The sequence below is a fragment of the Candidatus Pelagadaptatus aseana genome, assembly GCF_040362265.1.
GTDB lineage: Bacteria > Pseudomonadota > Gammaproteobacteria > Pseudomonadales > Cellvibrionaceae > Pelagadaptatus > Pelagadaptatus aseana.
Window position 1 is genome coordinate 37131 of sequence record NZ_BAABNJ010000005.1, and the last position, 15962, is coordinate 53092.

A 15962-nucleotide genomic window follows, 5' to 3' on the forward strand; every position below is an offset into this window, starting at 1 on the left:
CTGCCGCCTCTGGGGTAACTTTGCGCCTTTTATCCGGCTACGGTCTGACAAAGCAAAGAGGCGCAAATGGATTGGTCCAGACACCCAAAAATTCAACGAACCGCTGACCTGATGTGGGGTGGTGCGGTGATTGCCTACCCGACAGAAGCGGTCTGGGGTCTGGGGTGCGCACCTCATGATGAACAGGCGGTGTACCGTATTCTGGCGCTGAAAAAACGCAGTATGAGCAAAGGCCTGATTCTGGTAGCGTCTTCGATGGCGCAAATCGAGTATCTGTTACGTCCCCTCAGTGAAGACCAGCGCCAGCAGATGGCCGCCAGCTGGCCAGGGCCAGTTACCTGGCTGATCCCGGATTTGGAAGATCAGGTGCCCGATTGGATCAAAGGTCAGTTTGATTCGGTGGCTGTGCGAGTGACGGATCACCCTCTGGTGTGCGGCTTGTGCGACGCATTTGGTGGTCCGATTGTTTCCACTTCCGCCAACCCTCAGGGATTACAGCCCGCGCTCGAAGGCTGGCAGGTGCGTCGCTACTTTGGCGACAGTGTTGATGTGATTACGCCGGGGCGAGTGGGCGGTAATGCCAATCCTTCAGAAATTCGCGACCTTCGCACCGGTCGCATTATTCGCAACAGTTAATTCCCTAGAAGTTAATCAGAAACACAGACATAAGGTTAGAAGTTATGCAGCCGGACAAACAGGCGGTTAAAGCCTATTTAATGGACTTACAGGATCGCATTTGTCAGGAACTGGCCGAGGAAGATGGCGGCGCTGGTTTTGTTGAAGACAGTTGGCAGCGGGAAGCTGGTGGCGGCGGTCGCACCCGGGTACTCGATAATGGCGTTGTGATCGAGAAGGGCGGTGTTAACTTCTCCCACGTCTTTGGTGGCGAGCTGCCGGCATCGGCGACGGCTCACCGCCCGGAGCTGGCCGGTCGCTCCTTCGAGGCCATGGGGGTTTCGCTGGTTATCCATCCGAAGAATCCCTATGTGCCCACCAGTCACGCTAACGTGCGTTTCTTTATCGCCGAGAAGGAGGGTGAAGATCCGGTTTGGTGGTTTGGCGGTGGCTACGATCTGACACCCTACTACGGTAACCGGGAAGACTGTGTTTTCTGGCATCAGACCGCTAAACAGGCTTGCGACCCTTTTGGAGACGACATTTATCCACGCTTTAAAAAATGGTGCGATGAATACTTTTACCTGAAACACCGCGATGAAGCCCGTGGTGTCGGTGGCCTGTTTTTCGATGATTTCAACGAACTGGGCTTTGAGCAAAGTTTTGCTTTTATGCGCGCAGTGGGTGACAGCTACACCAAAGCGTATCGACCCATTATGGCGGCCCGTAAAGAGGTTGCTTTTGGTGAGCGCGAGCGTGATTTTCAGCTCTACCGGCGTGGTCGCTATGTGGAATTCAATCTGGTATTCGATCGCGGTACCTTGTTTGGCTTACAGACCGGTGGTCGCACCGAATCGATTCTGATGTCGTTACCACCCATGGTGCGCTGGGAGTACAACTGGAACCCGGAGCCCGGCTCACCGGAAGCAGAACTGACCGAGGCGTTTCTGCCCCATCAGGATTGGGTGAAATGACCATGGCTGAGGATCAGTATGCGGTATTCGGCAACCCCATTGCCCACTCCAAGTCGCCGGATATTCACGGCCAGTTTGCCAGCCAGACCGGCGAAGCATTGCAATACACCAAGCAGCTGGTGGCCGAGGATCAGTTTGCCGCAGCGGCCCGTGAATTTTTTGCGACGGGTGGCAAGGGGCTGAATATCACCGTGCCCTTCAAGCTGGACGCCTATGAATTTGCCGATCAGTTAACCGAGCGGGCTACCAACGCCGGAGCGGTAAATACCCTGAAGCTTGAAGCCGATGGCAGCATCATTGGCGATAATACCGATGGTTTTGGCATGGTGTCGGACATTACCGACAATCAGGGTTGGACGGTGAAAGGTAAGCGGGTTCTGGTGTTGGGTGCCGGTGGTGCGGTGCGCGGGGTATTGCAGCCACTGCTGGAGCAAAATCCGGAGTTGGTGGTTGTGGCCAACCGCACGGTTGCCAAGGCCGATGCTTTGGCCGAGCAGTTTAAACGCTACGGAAAAATTGCCGGCTGCGGGTTTGATGAGTTGTCAGGGCAGCCATTTGATTTGGTGATTAATGGTACGTCGGCCAGTTTGAGTGGTGACCTTCCACCGTTGCCGGATGACTTGTTGGCTGAAGGGTCTTGCTGCTATGACATGATGTACGGGGCTGACTTAACCGTATTTTTGCACTGGGCCAAGGAGCGGGGTTGCTCCAATCTGGCGGACGGTCTGGGTATGTTGGTTGGTCAGGCGGCGGAGTCGTTTTTTGTTTGGCGTGGGGTTCGGCCTGAGATTACGCCGGTGATTTTGTCTCTCCGTAGCAAACTGTCATCCTGAAGCACGAAGTGCTGAAGGATCTCTTTGTTCTCTTTGGGTGCTAACGACGGGAGCGAGACATTTGGTTTCTGGGAACGCGTGAATACTGTTATGGCCATGGATGGCTTGTATGCAGAAAATGCAGGAGCAATTTTCTGCCCCTGTAGCTCTTTGATGACATCCCTGTCATCAAAGCCCCAGAAACCAAATACCTCACTCCCTTTACAACTCACTTCGTACCAAAATTTTGAAAATCATAACAATACTTGATGCCAAGAGCTGTGACGGGTGAAGTGTTCCCAATTAATTAAGCAAAAATAGCTTCACGATGCTTCTCAATATTAGGTCGCATCTGCTGCTTGATAATCGAGTAGGTATTGCGATCTTTCTGCGCCAGCATCTTGGCAAACTCAAAGGTTTTTTCCTGCAGTTCTTCCAAGCTGAACAAGCCGTCCACCACATTGGCTTCCAGACACTCAGCCCCGGTCAGTGCCCGACCCAACAGGCACATTTCTTTCAATACCTGTTTGTTTGGCAGTACATCGACCAGATCCTGCATCAGTGGGGTAAACGGAATCTGAATGTTGACTTCCGGGTAGCAGAAGCGACCGCGGTCAGCGCGCATAAACCGGAAATCGCAGCCGGTCATCAGGATGGCACCGCCGGCGTAGCAGTTGCCATTGATGGCAACCACGGTGGGCATATTCAGCATGGCCAACTTGAACATGGCCTTTTCCAGAGTTTTTACGAAGTGCTGAACACCCTCTGGCGTTTGCGCCATCATCCACTCGAGATTGATGCCGGTGGAAAACGTTTTTTCATGCTCGCAGGTGATCATCAGGGCTGTGTTGCCCTCAAAGCTGGCAATTTCATCCAGTTTGGCAATGTAATCCTCGACCACTTCTTGGGTCAGTTTGTTTTCATTGGCGCCATCGGTCAGGGTCAGTACGTGAACGCCGTCTTTCAGTTCCAGTTTTAAAGTGGACATTATTGCTCTCTCTGATTTTAGTAATGGTTTTTATCAAGGCGCAGTTCCAGATACTGATCCTTGAGTTTTACATAGTTGTCGGAAGTGTAAGGGAAGAAATTTTTCTCCGATTCTTTTAATGGCCGCAGAGGCTTGGCTGGGTTACCGGCGTAGACATAGCCGCTTTCCAGACGCTTACCCGGTGGCACCATGCAGCCGGCACCAATGATGACTTCTGACTCAACCACAGCGCCGTCCATAATAATGGCGCCATTGCCTACCAGTACCCGATCGTGGATGGTGCAGCCGTGTAACACGGCGCGGTGTCCTACCGTCACCTGATCGCCGATGGTCAACGGCCAGCCGCCGGGATTGAAATCGCTGGTGTGGGTGATGTGCAGAATCGAGCCATCCTGAATGCTGGTGCGGTTGCCGATGCGGATCTGATGCATGTCACCGCGAATCACTGCCATGGGCCAGACAGAACTGTCATCGCCAAGGTGAACATCCCCCAGTACCTTGGCGGCATCATCGATATACACCCTTTCGCCCAACTGCGGTTTCTGCTGCAAGTGATTTATGGTGGCTTTTCCCATCGTCCAGTCCCGTTGCTCCAGATTTGTGGGGCGTATCTTAACAGGGTTGGGATTCTGGCAGGAAAATATGAACCCAAAAAGTGTATGATGTGACAAACGTTTTTACCGATTGTTGTTAGAGTTTCCGCCAAAGGTTTTTCACGGTTTATGAGTACTGCCAACCCATTATTAAACGATTCTGAACTGCCCCTGTTTACTGCCATTCAGGCCGAGCATGTAGAGCCTGCCCTCGATCAATTGTTGCAAGACTGTCGCGATCATCTGGTCCGAACCCTGGCGGCCAATAGCGATGCCAGTAGCTGGAGCAGTCTGGTGCAGCCGTTGGAACAGCAGGACAATATTCTTAACAAAGCCTGGTCTCCGGTTAGCCATATGAATTCGGTGGTAAATTCTGATGCGCTGCGCGACGCCTACACCAACAGTCTTGGCAAGTTGACCGAATACGGGACCGAGGTTGGACAGAATCGCGAACTGTACGACGCCTATCAGAGGCTGGCGGACAGCGATGGCTTTAAGGATTTGAATGTAGCGCAACAGACGGCGGTCAATAATGCCCTGCGGGATTTCAAGCTGGCCGGCGTGGCACTGCCGGAGCAACAGAAGCAGCAATTTGCCAAAATCAAAAAGCGCCTGTCGGAACTCGGCACCCAGTTTGCCAATAATGTGCTGGACGCCACTCAGGGTTGGTACAAGCAACTGGATTCGGCTGAGCAGTTGGCTGGATTGCCGGAGGATCAGTTGGCGCTGGCGGCTCAGGCTGCACAGCAGAAGCAGGAAACTGGCTATGTGGTGACTCTGGATATCCCCTCCTATCTGGCGGTTATGACTTACGCCGATAATCGCGAACTGCGAGCTGAAATCTATCGAGCCTACAGTACCCGGGCCTCGGAGCAGGAGCCCAATCCCGGCAAATGGGACAATCAGCCGGTGATGGAGGAGATTCTTCAGCTGCGCCATGAACTGTCGCAACTCCTGGGTTTCAACAATTACGCTGAGCGCTCACTGGCCACCAAGATGGCGGAAGACTGTGATCAGGTCGAAAGCTTTCTGGTGGATCTGGCAGAGAAAAGTAAACCAATTGCCCAACGTGAACTTCAAGAGCTGGCAGACTTTGCTCAACAACAGGGCTTTGCCGGTGAACTGCAAGCCTGGGATATTCCGTATTACAGTGAAAAGCTGAAACAGCAGACCTATGCCATTTCTCAAGAACAGCTGCGTCCTTATTTTCCTGTCGATCGGGTTGTGAGTGGCCTGTTTGAGATTGTGAACCGGTTGTTCGGTATCCAGGTGGTGGAGGGTCAGGCAGACAGCTGGCACCCGGATGTGCGCTTTTTTGATGTCAAACGTGACGGTGGGCGAATTGCATCTTTCTATCTCGATCTCTACGCCCGGGAGAACAAGCGCGGCGGTGCCTGGATGGACGTTTGTCGTGATCGCTGTCAGGTATCCGGTGAACAGCAGTTACCGGTGGCCTATCTGGTGTGTAATTTTACCCCGGCGGTGGGCCACAAGCCGGCACTGTTGACTCACAACGAAGTGGTAACCCTGTTTCATGAGTTTGGCCATGGCCTGCACCATATGTTGACCCAGATTAATGTTGCTGCCGTCAGTGGTATCAGTGGAGTGGCTTGGGATGCAGTGGAATTACCGAGTCAGTTTCTGGAAAACTGGTGCTGGGAGCCTGCAGCGCTGGCGCTGATTTCCGGGCATTTTGAATCCGGTGAAGCCTTGCCGCAGGACATGCTCGATAACCTGCTGGCGGCGAAAAACTTTCAGTCTGCGCTGCAGATGTTGCGACAGATTGAATTTGCGCTGTTTGATTTCCGCCTGCACCGAAATTACCAACCGCAAACCTTCGAGTCCGTGCAACAGGTTCTCGATCAGGTGCGCAGTGAGGTCGCGGTGGTGCAGCCGCCGGCGTTCAATCGCTTCCAGAATGGTTTTTCCCATATTTTTGCCGGCGGTTATGCCGCCGGGTATTACAGCTACAAGTGGGCAGAAGTGCTGTCCAGTGATGCCTTTGCCCGGTTCGAGGAAGAGGGGGTATTCAATGGCGATACCGGCCGTGACTTCCTGAATACGATATTGGAGCAGGGCGGTTCGAGAGAGGCGATGGTGCTGTTTGAAAATTTCCGCGGCCGTAAACCTTCTGTTGATGCGCTATTGCGTCACAGTGGCATTCAGAATTGAGAGAGAGAATATGGCGTTTGATAAACGACGTTTTATAGCCGGTGCCGTTTGCCCCCGCTGTGAAGAAATGGACAAGATAGTGGTGTACAGCGAAGCGGGTAAAGAGTTTCGCGAGTGTGTCAGCTGTGGTTTCAAGGACGAAATGCGCTTCCAGCAGCATGTTAGGGAGCTTGACACCCGGGTGAATCAGACTGAGGAAGTGAAACAGGCTGAAACCCAGGTGCTGCAGTTTCCGCCTCTTGGTACAGACAAGTGATCAGCTTAACGTCTGATAATTACAAATAATAAGCACCTTTATGGTGCTTATGACCTCTTTATTTTTATGTTATGACCTGTATTGGTGCTTTTTTGTGGCTTGGTTTGTTGTTTAAGTCACATTTGGCGCCAGTTTCGTCCTTGGCCTGATTGTTGCCTAGCTCGTTCGAGCTTTCGTGTTGTGATAATGAGGTGTTTAAGTGAAGTCTTCACGATTTTATATTTTGTTTTTATTTTTCCCTGCCCTTTCTTGGGGCTCCGAAGCAGAGGTTAAAGCCGCTCTCGATCTTGTTTGGGTTTTGTTGTGCACTGCATTGGTGCTGTTTATGCAGGCTGGCTTTACTCTGTTGGAAACCGGTTTAACCCGTGCCAAGAACACCATCAATGTTGCGATAAAAAACATCAGTGATCTGGCGGTGGCCAGTCTGATTTTCGCATTGATGGGGTACGCGGTCATGTTCGGTGACAGTGCCGGAGGCTGGTTTGGCACCAGTCACTTCGCCATGGCGGGGCTTGAGGAACCGGCCGATCTGGCTTTCTTTGTGTTCCAGCTGGTGTTTGCTGGCACAGCGGCCACCATTGTTTCTGGCGCGATTGCCGAGCGTATGCGTTTTAACGGTTATCTGTTGGTGTGTTTGGTGATTGCCGGGTTTATCTATCCCGTGGCGGGTCACTGGATCTGGAACGGAGACGGTTGGTTGGCTCAAAAAGGGTTTGTTGATTTTGCCGGTTCGACTGTGGTGCATGGGGTTGGTGGTTGGCTGGCTCTGGCTGGCGCTATGGTGTTGGGACCACGGCTGGGGCGTTTTGATGAATCGGGCAAGCCACAGGCTTTGCCCGGTCACTCTCTGGTGTTGGCCACGATTGGGGTGTTTGTGCTGTGGTTTGGCTGGTTAGGTTTTAATGCCGGTTCCACACTGGAAGCGTCTGATGCCATTGCCGGTATTGTGGTTAACACGGTGCTGTCTGCAGCGGCCGGTGCTGTGGCGTGTATGGTGATCAGCACCATGGTGCGTGGTCGCGTTGAAGTCGAAAAAGTGCTCAATGGTGTTATTGGCGGGTTGGCGGGTATTACCGCTGGCTGTGCCGTTGTAGGTCCTGGAGGCGCCATTATCATTGGTTTGGTCAGCGGTCTGGTGGTTTATATGGGTGAAGCGCTGTTGCTGTCCCTGAAAATTGATGACCCGGTAGGCGCGGTTGCGGCGCACGCTTTCGCTGGCCTTTGGGGAACCTTGGGGCTGGCGCTGGTTGCGCCTGCCTCTGAATTGCCGGCCGGGTCGGCACTGGCTCAGTTCAGTGTACAGCTGTTGGGTGTAATGTCTGTGGCCTTCTGGTCGCTGTTGACCGGATTGATGCTGTTTGGCCTGCTGCGAGCGTTCAATGCGTTGCGAGTGAGCCCGGAGGATGAAGAACAAGGCTTGAATGTTGCTGAGCACGGTGCGCGTACCGTGTGGCTCGACACTCTCAAAACCATGGAGCGCATTGTCGAAACCGGAGATCTGCGTGAGCGGGCCCCGGTTGAATATGGCACTGAAGCCGGAGTTACGGCCCAAATGTTCAATCGCATGTTGGATGCGTTTCAGGAGTCATTGGGTCATCTGGTGTATTCCAGCGAAAAACTGCGGACGGAAGCGGGCGGTTTGCAGAGCAGTTCAGGCGCTATTCGCACCATGGCCAGTCAGGGCAGCCACAGTAGCGTAACGTTGCGTGAAGCCATGGATGAGATTGCATTGGCGATTCGCGATATTGCCCAACGTGCCGATGAGACCGCGCAAGTCGCTGCCGATGCCAACCATCAGGTTACCGCTGGTGAACACGAATTAAGCAGCGCTCTGGCCGAGATTGAAGCCCTGGCCGAGAAAGTTGAAAACGTTGCCCGATTGGTGGGCCGCTTTGATGGTCACGCCGACTCGATCAATGTCGCCGTTGATGCGATCCAGCAGATTGCGGCCAGTACCAACTTATTGGCGCTCAATGCAGCCATTGAGGCGGCACGTGCAGGTGAGCATGGGCGCGGGTTTGCCGTCGTGGCTCAGGAAGTACGTGAGCTTTCAGTTCAGGCTCAGGAATCGGCTACAGAGATTGGTCAGGTGATTGATGAGCTGCAGAACGAAGCCAAAAATGCCCGTGCAGCCATGGACGACAACTTGTCACTGGCACGTCGCAGTGTGGCCCGTGCCAATGAAACCCGAACGACGCTGGCTGATGTAACTGAGGCCGTAGGGCGAATTACCGATCTCAATGCTGCCGTGGCGGTAGCGGTTCAACAGCAGCAGGTTTCTGCTGCCGACGCAGCTCGGGATGTTGGTGCTCTGTCCGACGTGGCCTCTGATCTGCATAGCAGATCCGATAAAGCGGGCGATCGAAGCCATCGGGTTGCTGCCATGGCCAGTGAAATGGCGTCATTGGCAGCGCGCTATCAGGTCTAACCTAGGTGCGGCCTGATTACCGGCTCCGAAACTAGTTAAGGATGGTTTTGGGGCTGTCTGCAGCCGCCGGGAAATTACTGGTAAAATTCAGGTTGATGGAGAGGTCTTCCGCCAGGCAGGGCCAGCGTTTGATCTCTTCGTACCAGCCATTATCCCGGTGCTCTTCTATATAAGCCTGAAAGGCTTCACTCTGAATGCTGCTGTGGCGGGCCATAATCAGATCCACACAGTATTGCACCGCACTGTCGAGTTCATTGGCAAAAGGTTCACCAATCAAATAATGAATGATCAGATTTGACCGGGTCATATCCATGGGCGCCAGTGGTTGCCCGCAGAGATTGATAAAGCGATCGTTAACTTCTTCGATCAGGCGATGAGCCAGATAGGATTCATCCATTAACGCCCGCATTCCGGAGTGACTTTCCAGCAATTGTGGTGGCTCCAAAAAGAAATCGCTGGCAACTTTGAGCACATAGGAGATGGGTTCATCGATTTTTGCGTCCTCAGCCAGAGTGTGGATCGCCTCGATAAACTGAGGCACATGCTGAATGTAATCCATGATAAACCCGTGCAGGGTGTCGACACTGTTGTGGCTGGGTAGCTCGATGGCGGTGTGCAGGGATGGCAGTTGCTGCTCCAGAAGGGACTTGAGTTCAGCCGTTTGCTGTTCATGAACACGAGCTGTCGCAATCGTGGACTGAATCAGCCCAAGATTGGTTTGCACGGTATGTTGCAGCGGGATGTCCATGGAAGAAAATCAAATATCTTACGCAATTGTTACAAGGACTAAGTATGGTTCAAATTGCTCGATTGCAAAGAACGAAAGCTCATAACATGCCGAAAAGCCATCCGTTTGGTTCTTAGAGGCTGTTAAAAACACCGTTTGTTTAATAATTATACGAAGTATCCAGTTTGACTTTTATTCGATTGTGCGCCATACCTGATAGGTCGCGGCATTTTGTCGCACATGGGTTGTTACAAAAAAACCGGTAAAAGCCCAGCCAGAGTTTCTTGGGTAGTGATTCAGACCCCTGATAAATCACCGTTTCACCTTGTTTCAGGTTGCAGTCGACCGAGGTAAGGGTGCCCTGGCGTTTGTTGTAGTTAGAAATAAATAGTTAGCAAAACTGATAATAAGAAACACATAACAATAACAACACGGAGACAACGGCGATGTTGAATCAGGCGAGACGGCTGTACGCCAGTCTGCTTGCTTGCGCCTGTCTGTGCCTTGTGTCGGTACAGAGTTGGGCGGAAGAAGCGCCGCGCTGGGGGGTGAATATGCCCGAAGGCGTGACCCCGGTTAGCCGGGAAATCTACGGACTGCACATGGATATCTTCTGGTGGTGCGTAGGCATTGGGGTGGTGGTGTTCGGTGTGATGTTCTACACCATGATCGTGCACCGCAAAGAAAACGGTGCCAAGGCGTCCAATTTTCATGAAAGCACCACGCTGGAAATTATTTGGACCATAGTTCCCTTCCTTATTTTGATTGTGATGGCCATTCCGGCCACCAATACCCTGCTGAAAATTTACGATACCGATGACGCCGAGATGGACATCATCATCACCGGTTATCAGTGGAAGTGGAAATACGAGTATCTGGGTGAGGATGTCAGTTTCTTCAGTAACCTCAGTACCAGTCGTGACGAGATTGAAGGTCGAGCGCCCAAGGGCCCCAACTATCTGTTGGAAGTGGATGAGCCGCTGGTGATTCCGGCGGAAACCAAGGTTCGCTTTTTGATTACTGCCGCTGATGTGATTCACGCCTGGTGGGTCCCCGATCTGGCCGTAAAGAAAGACGCCATTCCCGGTTTTATCAATGAATCCTGGACTTATGTGGAAGAGCCCGGCATCTATCGCGGCCAGTGCGCTGAATTGTGCGGTAAAGATCACGGCTTTATGCCGGTGGTGGTCGAGGTGTTGCCTAAAGAAGAATACACCGCCTGGATTGGTGCCAAAAAAGAAGAAGCTGAGAAGCTTAAGGCGTTGACCGAGAAGACCTTTACCTTTGATGAGCTCTACGCTCAGGGTGAGTCGCGTTACGCCACCAGCTGTGCCGCTTGTCACGGCGTCAACGGTGAAGGCGGTGTTGGCCCGGCGATCAAGGGCAGTGCCATTGCCGCCGGTAACCTGGCGGCGCACATGGACATCATCGTTAACGGCAGTGCCAACAACCCGATGATGGCGGCCTATGGCCCGCAGCTGTCGGAAGCGGACATCGCCAGCGTCATTACCTTCCAGCGCAACGCCTGGGGTAACAATATGGGCGACAGCGTGCAGCCCATCGACGTTCTCAAATTCAAACAACAGTCAGAGTAAGGAGGTAAACAATGGCACACGGTCCTGCTAAAGGCATAAGCCGGTGGTTGTTTACCACCAATCATAAAGACATTGGCACCATGTACCTATGGTTCAGTTTTGCTATGTTTTTGATGGGCGGCGTGTTCGCACTGGTGATTCGCGCCGAATTGTTTGAACCGGGGATGCAGATTGTCGACCCGGAATTCTTTAACCAGATGACCACCATGCACGGTTTGGTGATGGTGTTCGGGGCCGTGATGCCGGCCTTTGTCGGGCTGGCCAACTGGATGGTGCCGATGATGATTGGCGCCCCGGATATGGCGTTGCCGCGGATGAACAACTGGAGCTTCTGGATTCTGCCGTTCGCCTTTGCGATGCTGGCGTCCACCCTGTTGATGGAAGGCGGGGCACCCAACTTCGGTTGGACTTTTTATGCGCCTCTATCCACTACCTACGCGCCACCGAGTGTGACCTTCTTTATCTTTGCGGTGCACATCATGGGGGCCAGTTCGATTATGGGGGCGATCAATATCGTTGCCACCATTTTGAATATGCGCGCGCCGGGTATGACCCTGATGAAGATGCCACTGTTTGTGTGGACCTGGCTGATTACCGCCTACCTGCTGATTGCGGTGATGCCGGTACTGGCCGGTGTGGTCACCATGATGCTGATGGATATTCACTTTGGCACCAGCTTCTTTGATGCCGCTGGTGGTGGTGATCCGGTACTGTTCCAGCACATCTTCTGGTTCTTCGGTCATCCCGAGGTGTACATCATGATCTTGCCGGCGTTCGGTGTGGTCAGTGCGATTATCCCCACTTTTGCCCGCAAGCCGCTGTTTGGTTACGCCTCCATGGTGTACGCCACGGCGTCCATCGCGTTTCTGAGCTTTATTGTCTGGGCGCACCACATGTTTACCGTGGGTATGCCGGTGGCCGGTGAGTTGTTCTTTATGTACGCCACCATGCTGATTGCGGTGCCCACCGGGGTGAAGGTGTTTAACTGGGTGACCACCATGTTCAAGGGTTCCATGACCTTTGAAACGCCGATGCTGTTCTCGGTGGCGTTTGTGATCCTGTTTACCATTGGTGGTTTCTCCGGTCTGATGCTGGCGATTGCGCCGGCGGACTTCCAGTACCACGATACCTACTTTGTGGTGGCACACTTCCACTACGTGCTGGTGCCCGGTGCGATCTTCTCGATTACCGCGGGTGTCTATTACTGGCTGCCCAAGTGGTGCGGGCGCATGTACAACGAGACCATGGGCAAGACCCATTTCTGGATGGCGTTTATCGGCCTCAACCTGACCTTCTTCCCTATGCACTTTGTGGGCCTGGCGGGTATGCCACGACGGATTCCGGATTACGCTCTGCAGTTTGCCGATTTCAATATGATCGCCAGTGTCGGTGCCTTCCTGTTTGGCGCCGCCCAGATCATGTTCCTGTTTAATGTGATTGCTACCATTAAGTCAGGCAAACCGGCAACGGATGAAGTCTGGGAAGATCCGGATGGTCTCGAGTGGACCGTGCCTTCACCGGCGCCTTACCACACTTTTTCGACGCCACCGGAAGTGAAGTAAGAAATAGGAGCGGCGACTTAAAATGACAGACGGCGTACAACAATCAACTCCGAAACTGATCGCCAAGTTATTTGGCGTGGTGGTGGGGATGTTTGTGTTCGCCGTCTGGATTATGCCACCGCTCTACGATGTCTTTTGTGAAGTCACCGGCCTGAATGGCAAAACCGGTGATAAGTATGAAGCGGTCGCCATTGAGGTGGATACCAGCAGAACCGTCAAGGTGCAGTTTCTGGCCACCAACAACGAGGGCATGCCCTGGTCGTTTGAGCCCATGCTCGACAGCATCGAAGTACACCCGGGGCAGGAGATGGAGATCCGCTATCTGGCTCGCAACCCCACCAGTGAGGATATGGTGGGACAGGCGGTACCCAGTGTGGTGCCTTTCAAGGCTGCCGAATACTTTCACAAAACCGAATGCTTTTGTTTTAACCAGCAACCGCTGCCTGGCGGGGAGAGTGCTGAGCTGCCACTGAGATTTATTGTGGATCAGGACATTCCCGATCAGGTACGCACCATTACCCTGTCCTATACCTTATTTGATATTACGGATCGGGCAACAGTGGCGTTACGTTAAGACAAAACGATTAATCCGCAACAACCAAAAAAGAAACGCGGGGTAGAAAAAATGTCCAGTGAAGGAAGTTATTATGTACCGGAGCAAAGTAAGTTACCGATCTTTGCTTCCGTGGGATTGTTCCTGACGGTTTATGGTGCCGGCAGTGCACTCAACGGCAGTGAAAACGGCTCCACCATTTTATTTATCGGCGGCCTGCTGTTTGCCTTTGTTCTGTGGAACTGGTTTGCCACAGTGATCGCAGAAAACCGGGCAGGCCTGAACAGCGATCAGCTGAAACGCTCTTATGTGTGGGGCATGGGTTGGTTTATCTTCAGTGAGGTGATGTTCTTTGCCGCCTTTTTTGGTGCGCTCTATTACGTGCGAACCTTCTCAATACCCTGGTTGGGGGGAGAAGGTGATAAGGGTGTTACCAATATGCTGTGGGAAGGCTTTGAAGCCACCTGGCCGGTGATGATTACACCGGATGTGGCCGTTAATGGCGACTCCGCCAAGATGGTGGGCCCAGAGAAAAGCCTGAGTTATTCCACGGTGGATTCCATCTGGAAATGGTTGCCCTTCTGGAACACCGTGGTGCTGCTGACTTCCAGTGTCACCGTGCATCTGGCCCATGTGGGCTTGAAAAATGACAATCGCAAGCAATTCAATTTCTGGCTGGGTGTAACCGTTGCGCTTGGTATCTTCTTCCTGATTTTACAGGCCGAGGAATACTACGATGCCTACACCAATCTGGGACTGACGTTGCAGTCGGGTATCTACGGTGCCACCTTCTTTATGTTGACCGGCTTCCACGGTGCCCACGTCACTCTGGGTACCTTTATGTTGCTGGTGATGTGGTGTCGCTCGGTATTCAAGGGCCATTTCAGTCACGATGACTGTTTTGGTTTTGAGTCCGCCAGTTGGTATTGGCACTTTGTGGATGTGGTCTGGGTGGGCTTGTTTATCTTTGTCTATATTCTCGGTTAATGATCGGGTGTGCTCTGGGGTGTGCTGATATTTCCGGAAACCGGACCGGCATCCCAGGGTGCAGAACTGCCCAGTTGGCCAGTGGCCAAACCATAGAGGATACAGACCAGTAACAACGCGGCCAGGCAGACCCGAATACCCAATGCATAGAGCGTGCGCTTGGATTCGGAGCCAGAATCTTTCAGCAGAAACACCAGACCACTGCTGAGGCTGGCCACAACGGCCACAAACAAAATAACAATAACGGCTTTAAGCCACATAGAAAGTCACCTTTTATTTTTGATGAGCAGTAGGGTGATCCATAGCATGAACAGCAAGGCGGTATCGCTAACAGTAGCATTTAATTGGAAGTTAAGCCTTCTCGGCTTGGTCATGCTTCCGGTTTTGTTGCGCCTTGGATTCTGGCAGCTGGAACGCGCAGAACAGAAACATCAGTTGCAGGCAGAGCTTGATCGTCAACGCCATTTGCCCGCACTGACGGCTGATCAATTATTTACCCAATCGAACACCCGCTATCGCCGCATTGAGTTGCACGGTGTGCTGGATAATGACCACAGCTGGTTGCTGGATAACAAAATCCGTCAGGGCCAGGTGGGTTACGAAGTGATTTCTCCTTTGCAATTGCCCAGTGGTGAAACCGTGTTGTTGAACCGGGGCTGGTTACCAGCACCGAGATTACGCAGCGAGCTACCCGGTATTCCGAATATCGCACGCCCTATCCATGTGACCGGATTTTTACATCAGCCCAGTGATAACCCGATGGTGCGAGAGCAGGATGGCGATGAGGGCTGGCCACGCCGAATTCAACAGATTGATATTGCGGTTCTGTACCAGCAATTGGGGCTTGAGCCGTCGCTGCCTTTTTTGCTACGACTGGATGACAGCAGCGATGGTGCTCTGGTGACCCAGTGGCAGTGGCTCAATAACAGCCCGGCCAAACATCAGGGCTATGCTGTGCAGTGGTTCAGCATGGCGATTGTTCTGGTGGTGGCATTGGTGTTTGCCAACAGCAATCTGGGACAGATGATTTTTCAACACAACAATAAAAAGAGGACTGCACAGTGAGTGCCGTGATGTCGCGATCAGGTAATGCAAACAGTAATAACGAGAAAGTGAACAACAACGGCTGGTTGATCCTGGCGGCGATTATGTTGCCCATGGTGTCGGCCTATTTTATTTTTAAAACCGGCATTGGTATGCCAACGGGAACCGTCAATAAAGGTGAACTGCTGCGCCCGGCAACCTCGGTAACCGCGTTGGATTATGTTAATCAGGACGGCAAGAAAGTGCGGCCGTTTGATGGCAAGAAATTGTGGCGCATGGTGATAGTGGCCGACGATCGCTGCGATGATGTTTGTCGTCAGCAATTGTATCTGTCCCGCCAGGTTCATATCCGTCTGGCAGAAAAATCAGTGCGGGTTGAACGGTTGTTTCTCAATACCGGTGCACCCTTGTCTCAGGATTTTGCAGAGTTTCTGAAGCAGGAACACCCCCGGTTACAAGCGCTGCAAATCGTTCAATCACAATGGCGTGACACCTTCTCTGAAACGTCGATCGCCGATCATCCACTCAATGGCAGCCACATCTACTATCTGGATCAGGAGGGCTACGCCATGATGAGTTACGACAGTGAGCATTCCGGTGCCGATCTGTTGGATGATATCAAGCGTTTGCTGAAATATTCCTACGAGGAGTGAGTC

Annotated in this window: 16 protein-coding genes; 12 read left to right on the top strand and 4 right to left on the bottom strand. The window is 52.7% G+C overall.

Features of this window, described 5'->3' with window-relative positions:
• The first annotated feature begins 66 nt into the window (after positions 1-66).
• Genes ACPXV9_RS08750 through aroE form a run of 3 tightly spaced genes read left to right on the top strand, consistent with a single transcriptional unit; the run spans position 67 to position 2422 of the window.
• Positions 67-636 (top strand): L-threonylcarbamoyladenylate synthase, encoded by a 570-nt coding sequence (locus ACPXV9_RS08750; RefSeq protein WP_423896072.1) that lies wholly within the window; start codon positions 67-69, stop codon positions 634-636.
• Between the two features lie 44 nt (positions 637-680).
• Positions 681-1589 carry an oxygen-dependent coproporphyrinogen oxidase gene (hemF, locus tag ACPXV9_RS08755; RefSeq protein ID WP_423896073.1) on the top strand — a complete coding sequence of 303 codons (909 nt, stop codon included), beginning with the start codon at positions 681-683 and terminating at the stop codon, positions 1587-1589.
• Positions 1586-2422 (top strand): shikimate dehydrogenase, encoded by an 837-nt coding sequence (gene aroE, locus ACPXV9_RS08760; RefSeq protein WP_423896074.1) that lies wholly within the window; start codon positions 1586-1588, stop codon positions 2420-2422. The genes hemF and aroE overlap by 4 nt, the downstream gene beginning before the upstream one ends.
• A 286-nt stretch (positions 2423-2708) precedes the next feature.
• Here the strand turns inward: aroE and ACPXV9_RS08765 are convergent, their stop codons facing one another.
• Both ACPXV9_RS08765 and ACPXV9_RS08770 read right to left on the bottom strand, forming a co-directional pair.
• Positions 2709-3389: an enoyl-CoA hydratase/isomerase family protein gene (locus tag ACPXV9_RS08765; protein WP_423896075.1), complete on the bottom strand. Its 681-nt coding sequence runs from the start codon at positions 3387-3389 to the stop codon at positions 2709-2711.
• A 17-nt stretch (positions 3390-3406) separates the two neighbouring features.
• The gene (locus ACPXV9_RS08770; protein ID WP_423896076.1) at positions 3407-3964 is read right to left on the bottom strand and encodes a gamma carbonic anhydrase family protein; all 558 of its coding nucleotides are present in this window, start codon (positions 3962-3964) and stop codon (positions 3407-3409) included.
• Between the two features lie 147 nt (positions 3965-4111).
• Here ACPXV9_RS08770 and prlC point away from each other — a divergent pair, with 147 nt between their 5' ends.
• From prlC to amt, 3 genes are all read left to right on the top strand, one after another.
• On the top strand, positions 4112-6154 hold the full coding sequence (gene prlC / locus ACPXV9_RS08775; RefSeq protein WP_423896077.1) for an oligopeptidase A: 2043 nt from the start codon (positions 4112-4114) through the stop codon (positions 6152-6154).
• Between the two features lie 10 nt (positions 6155-6164).
• Positions 6165-6410: a YheV family putative zinc ribbon protein gene (locus tag ACPXV9_RS08780; protein ID WP_423896078.1), complete on the top strand. Its 246-nt coding sequence runs from the start codon at positions 6165-6167 to the stop codon at positions 6408-6410.
• Between the two features lie 199 nt (positions 6411-6609).
• Positions 6610-8838 (top strand): ammonium transporter, encoded by a 2229-nt coding sequence (gene amt / locus ACPXV9_RS08785; RefSeq protein WP_423896079.1) that lies wholly within the window; start codon positions 6610-6612, stop codon positions 8836-8838.
• A gap of 31 nt (positions 8839-8869) precedes the next feature.
• Here the strand turns inward: amt and ACPXV9_RS08790 are convergent, their stop codons facing one another.
• Positions 8870-9586: a hypothetical protein gene (locus ACPXV9_RS08790; RefSeq protein ID WP_423896080.1), complete on the bottom strand. Its 717-nt coding sequence runs from the start codon at positions 9584-9586 to the stop codon at positions 8870-8872.
• A 425-nt stretch (positions 9587-10011) separates the two neighbouring features.
• Between ACPXV9_RS08790 and coxB the strand changes: the two genes are divergently transcribed.
• The 4 genes from coxB to ACPXV9_RS08810 are packed head-to-tail and all read left to right on the top strand — an operon-like array spanning position 10012 to position 14262.
• A complete protein-coding gene (gene coxB, locus ACPXV9_RS08795; RefSeq protein WP_423896081.1) occupies positions 10012-11160 on the top strand; it encodes a cytochrome c oxidase subunit II in 1149 nt (382 codons plus the stop codon).
• Positions 11161-11171: 11 nt separating this feature from the next.
• The gene (ctaD, locus tag ACPXV9_RS08800) at positions 11172-12722 is read left to right on the top strand and encodes a cytochrome c oxidase subunit I (protein WP_423896082.1); all 1551 of its coding nucleotides are present in this window, start codon (positions 11172-11174) and stop codon (positions 12720-12722) included.
• Between the two features lie 22 nt (positions 12723-12744).
• Positions 12745-13296, top strand: a complete 552-nt coding sequence (locus tag ACPXV9_RS08805) for a cytochrome c oxidase assembly protein (RefSeq protein ID WP_423896083.1) — start codon at positions 12745-12747, stop codon at positions 13294-13296.
• Positions 13297-13347: 51 nt separating this feature from the next.
• A complete protein-coding gene (locus ACPXV9_RS08810; RefSeq protein ID WP_423896084.1) occupies positions 13348-14262 on the top strand; it encodes a cytochrome c oxidase subunit 3 in 915 nt (304 codons plus the stop codon).
• Here the strand turns inward: ACPXV9_RS08810 and ACPXV9_RS08815 are convergent.
• Complete coding sequence (locus tag ACPXV9_RS08815) at positions 14259-14522, bottom strand: twin transmembrane helix small protein (protein ID WP_423896085.1); 264 nt, start codon at positions 14520-14522, stop codon at positions 14259-14261. The genes ACPXV9_RS08810 and ACPXV9_RS08815 overlap by 4 nt on opposite strands.
• Positions 14523-14634: 112 nt before the next feature.
• Between ACPXV9_RS08815 and ACPXV9_RS08820 the strand changes: the two genes are divergently transcribed.
• Together ACPXV9_RS08820 and ACPXV9_RS08825 are read left to right on the top strand one after the other, a co-directional pair.
• On the top strand, positions 14635-15327 hold the full coding sequence (locus ACPXV9_RS08820; protein WP_423896086.1) for an SURF1 family protein: 693 nt from the start codon (positions 14635-14637) through the stop codon (positions 15325-15327).
• Complete coding sequence (locus tag ACPXV9_RS08825; RefSeq protein WP_423896087.1) at positions 15324-15959, top strand: hypothetical protein; 636 nt, start codon at positions 15324-15326, stop codon at positions 15957-15959. The genes ACPXV9_RS08820 and ACPXV9_RS08825 overlap by 4 nt, the downstream gene beginning before the upstream one ends.
• The last annotated feature ends 3 nt before the right edge of the window (positions 15960-15962 follow it).

What these genes read in the sequence shown, in the direction of transcription:
- hemF (WP_423896073.1), top strand. Translation starts at nt 681, where the DNA reads ATGCAGCCGGACAAACAGGCGGTTAAAGCCTATTTAATGGACTTACAG.
- ctaD (WP_423896082.1), top strand. Translation starts at nt 11,172, where the DNA reads ATGGCACACGGTCCTGCTAAAGGCATAAGCCGGTGGTTGTTTACCACC.
- ACPXV9_RS08750 (WP_423896072.1), top strand. Translation starts at nt 67, where the DNA reads ATGGATTGGTCCAGACACCCAAAAATTCAACGAACCGCTGACCTGATG.
- ACPXV9_RS08790 (WP_423896080.1), bottom strand. Translation starts at nt 9,586, where the DNA reads ATGGACATCCCGCTGCAACATACCGTGCAAACCAATCTTGGGCTGATT.
- ACPXV9_RS08815 (WP_423896085.1), bottom strand. Translation starts at nt 14,522, where the DNA reads ATGTGGCTTAAAGCCGTTATTGTTATTTTGTTTGTGGCCGTTGTGGCC.
- aroE (WP_423896074.1), top strand. Translation starts at nt 1,586, where the DNA reads ATGACCATGGCTGAGGATCAGTATGCGGTATTCGGCAACCCCATTGCC.
- ACPXV9_RS08820 (WP_423896086.1), top strand. Translation starts at nt 14,635, where the DNA reads ATGCTTCCGGTTTTGTTGCGCCTTGGATTCTGGCAGCTGGAACGCGCA.
- coxB (WP_423896081.1), top strand. Translation starts at nt 10,012, where the DNA reads ATGTTGAATCAGGCGAGACGGCTGTACGCCAGTCTGCTTGCTTGCGCC.
- ACPXV9_RS08805 (WP_423896083.1), top strand. Translation starts at nt 12,745, where the DNA reads ATGACAGACGGCGTACAACAATCAACTCCGAAACTGATCGCCAAGTTA.
- prlC (WP_423896077.1), top strand. Translation starts at nt 4,112, where the DNA reads ATGAGTACTGCCAACCCATTATTAAACGATTCTGAACTGCCCCTGTTT.
- ACPXV9_RS08810 (WP_423896084.1), top strand. Translation starts at nt 13,348, where the DNA reads ATGTCCAGTGAAGGAAGTTATTATGTACCGGAGCAAAGTAAGTTACCG.
- ACPXV9_RS08780 (WP_423896078.1), top strand. Translation starts at nt 6,165, where the DNA reads ATGGCGTTTGATAAACGACGTTTTATAGCCGGTGCCGTTTGCCCCCGC.
- ACPXV9_RS08765 (WP_423896075.1), bottom strand. Translation starts at nt 3,389, where the DNA reads ATGTCCACTTTAAAACTGGAACTGAAAGACGGCGTTCACGTACTGACC.
- ACPXV9_RS08770 (WP_423896076.1), bottom strand. Translation starts at nt 3,964, where the DNA reads ATGGGAAAAGCCACCATAAATCACTTGCAGCAGAAACCGCAGTTGGGC.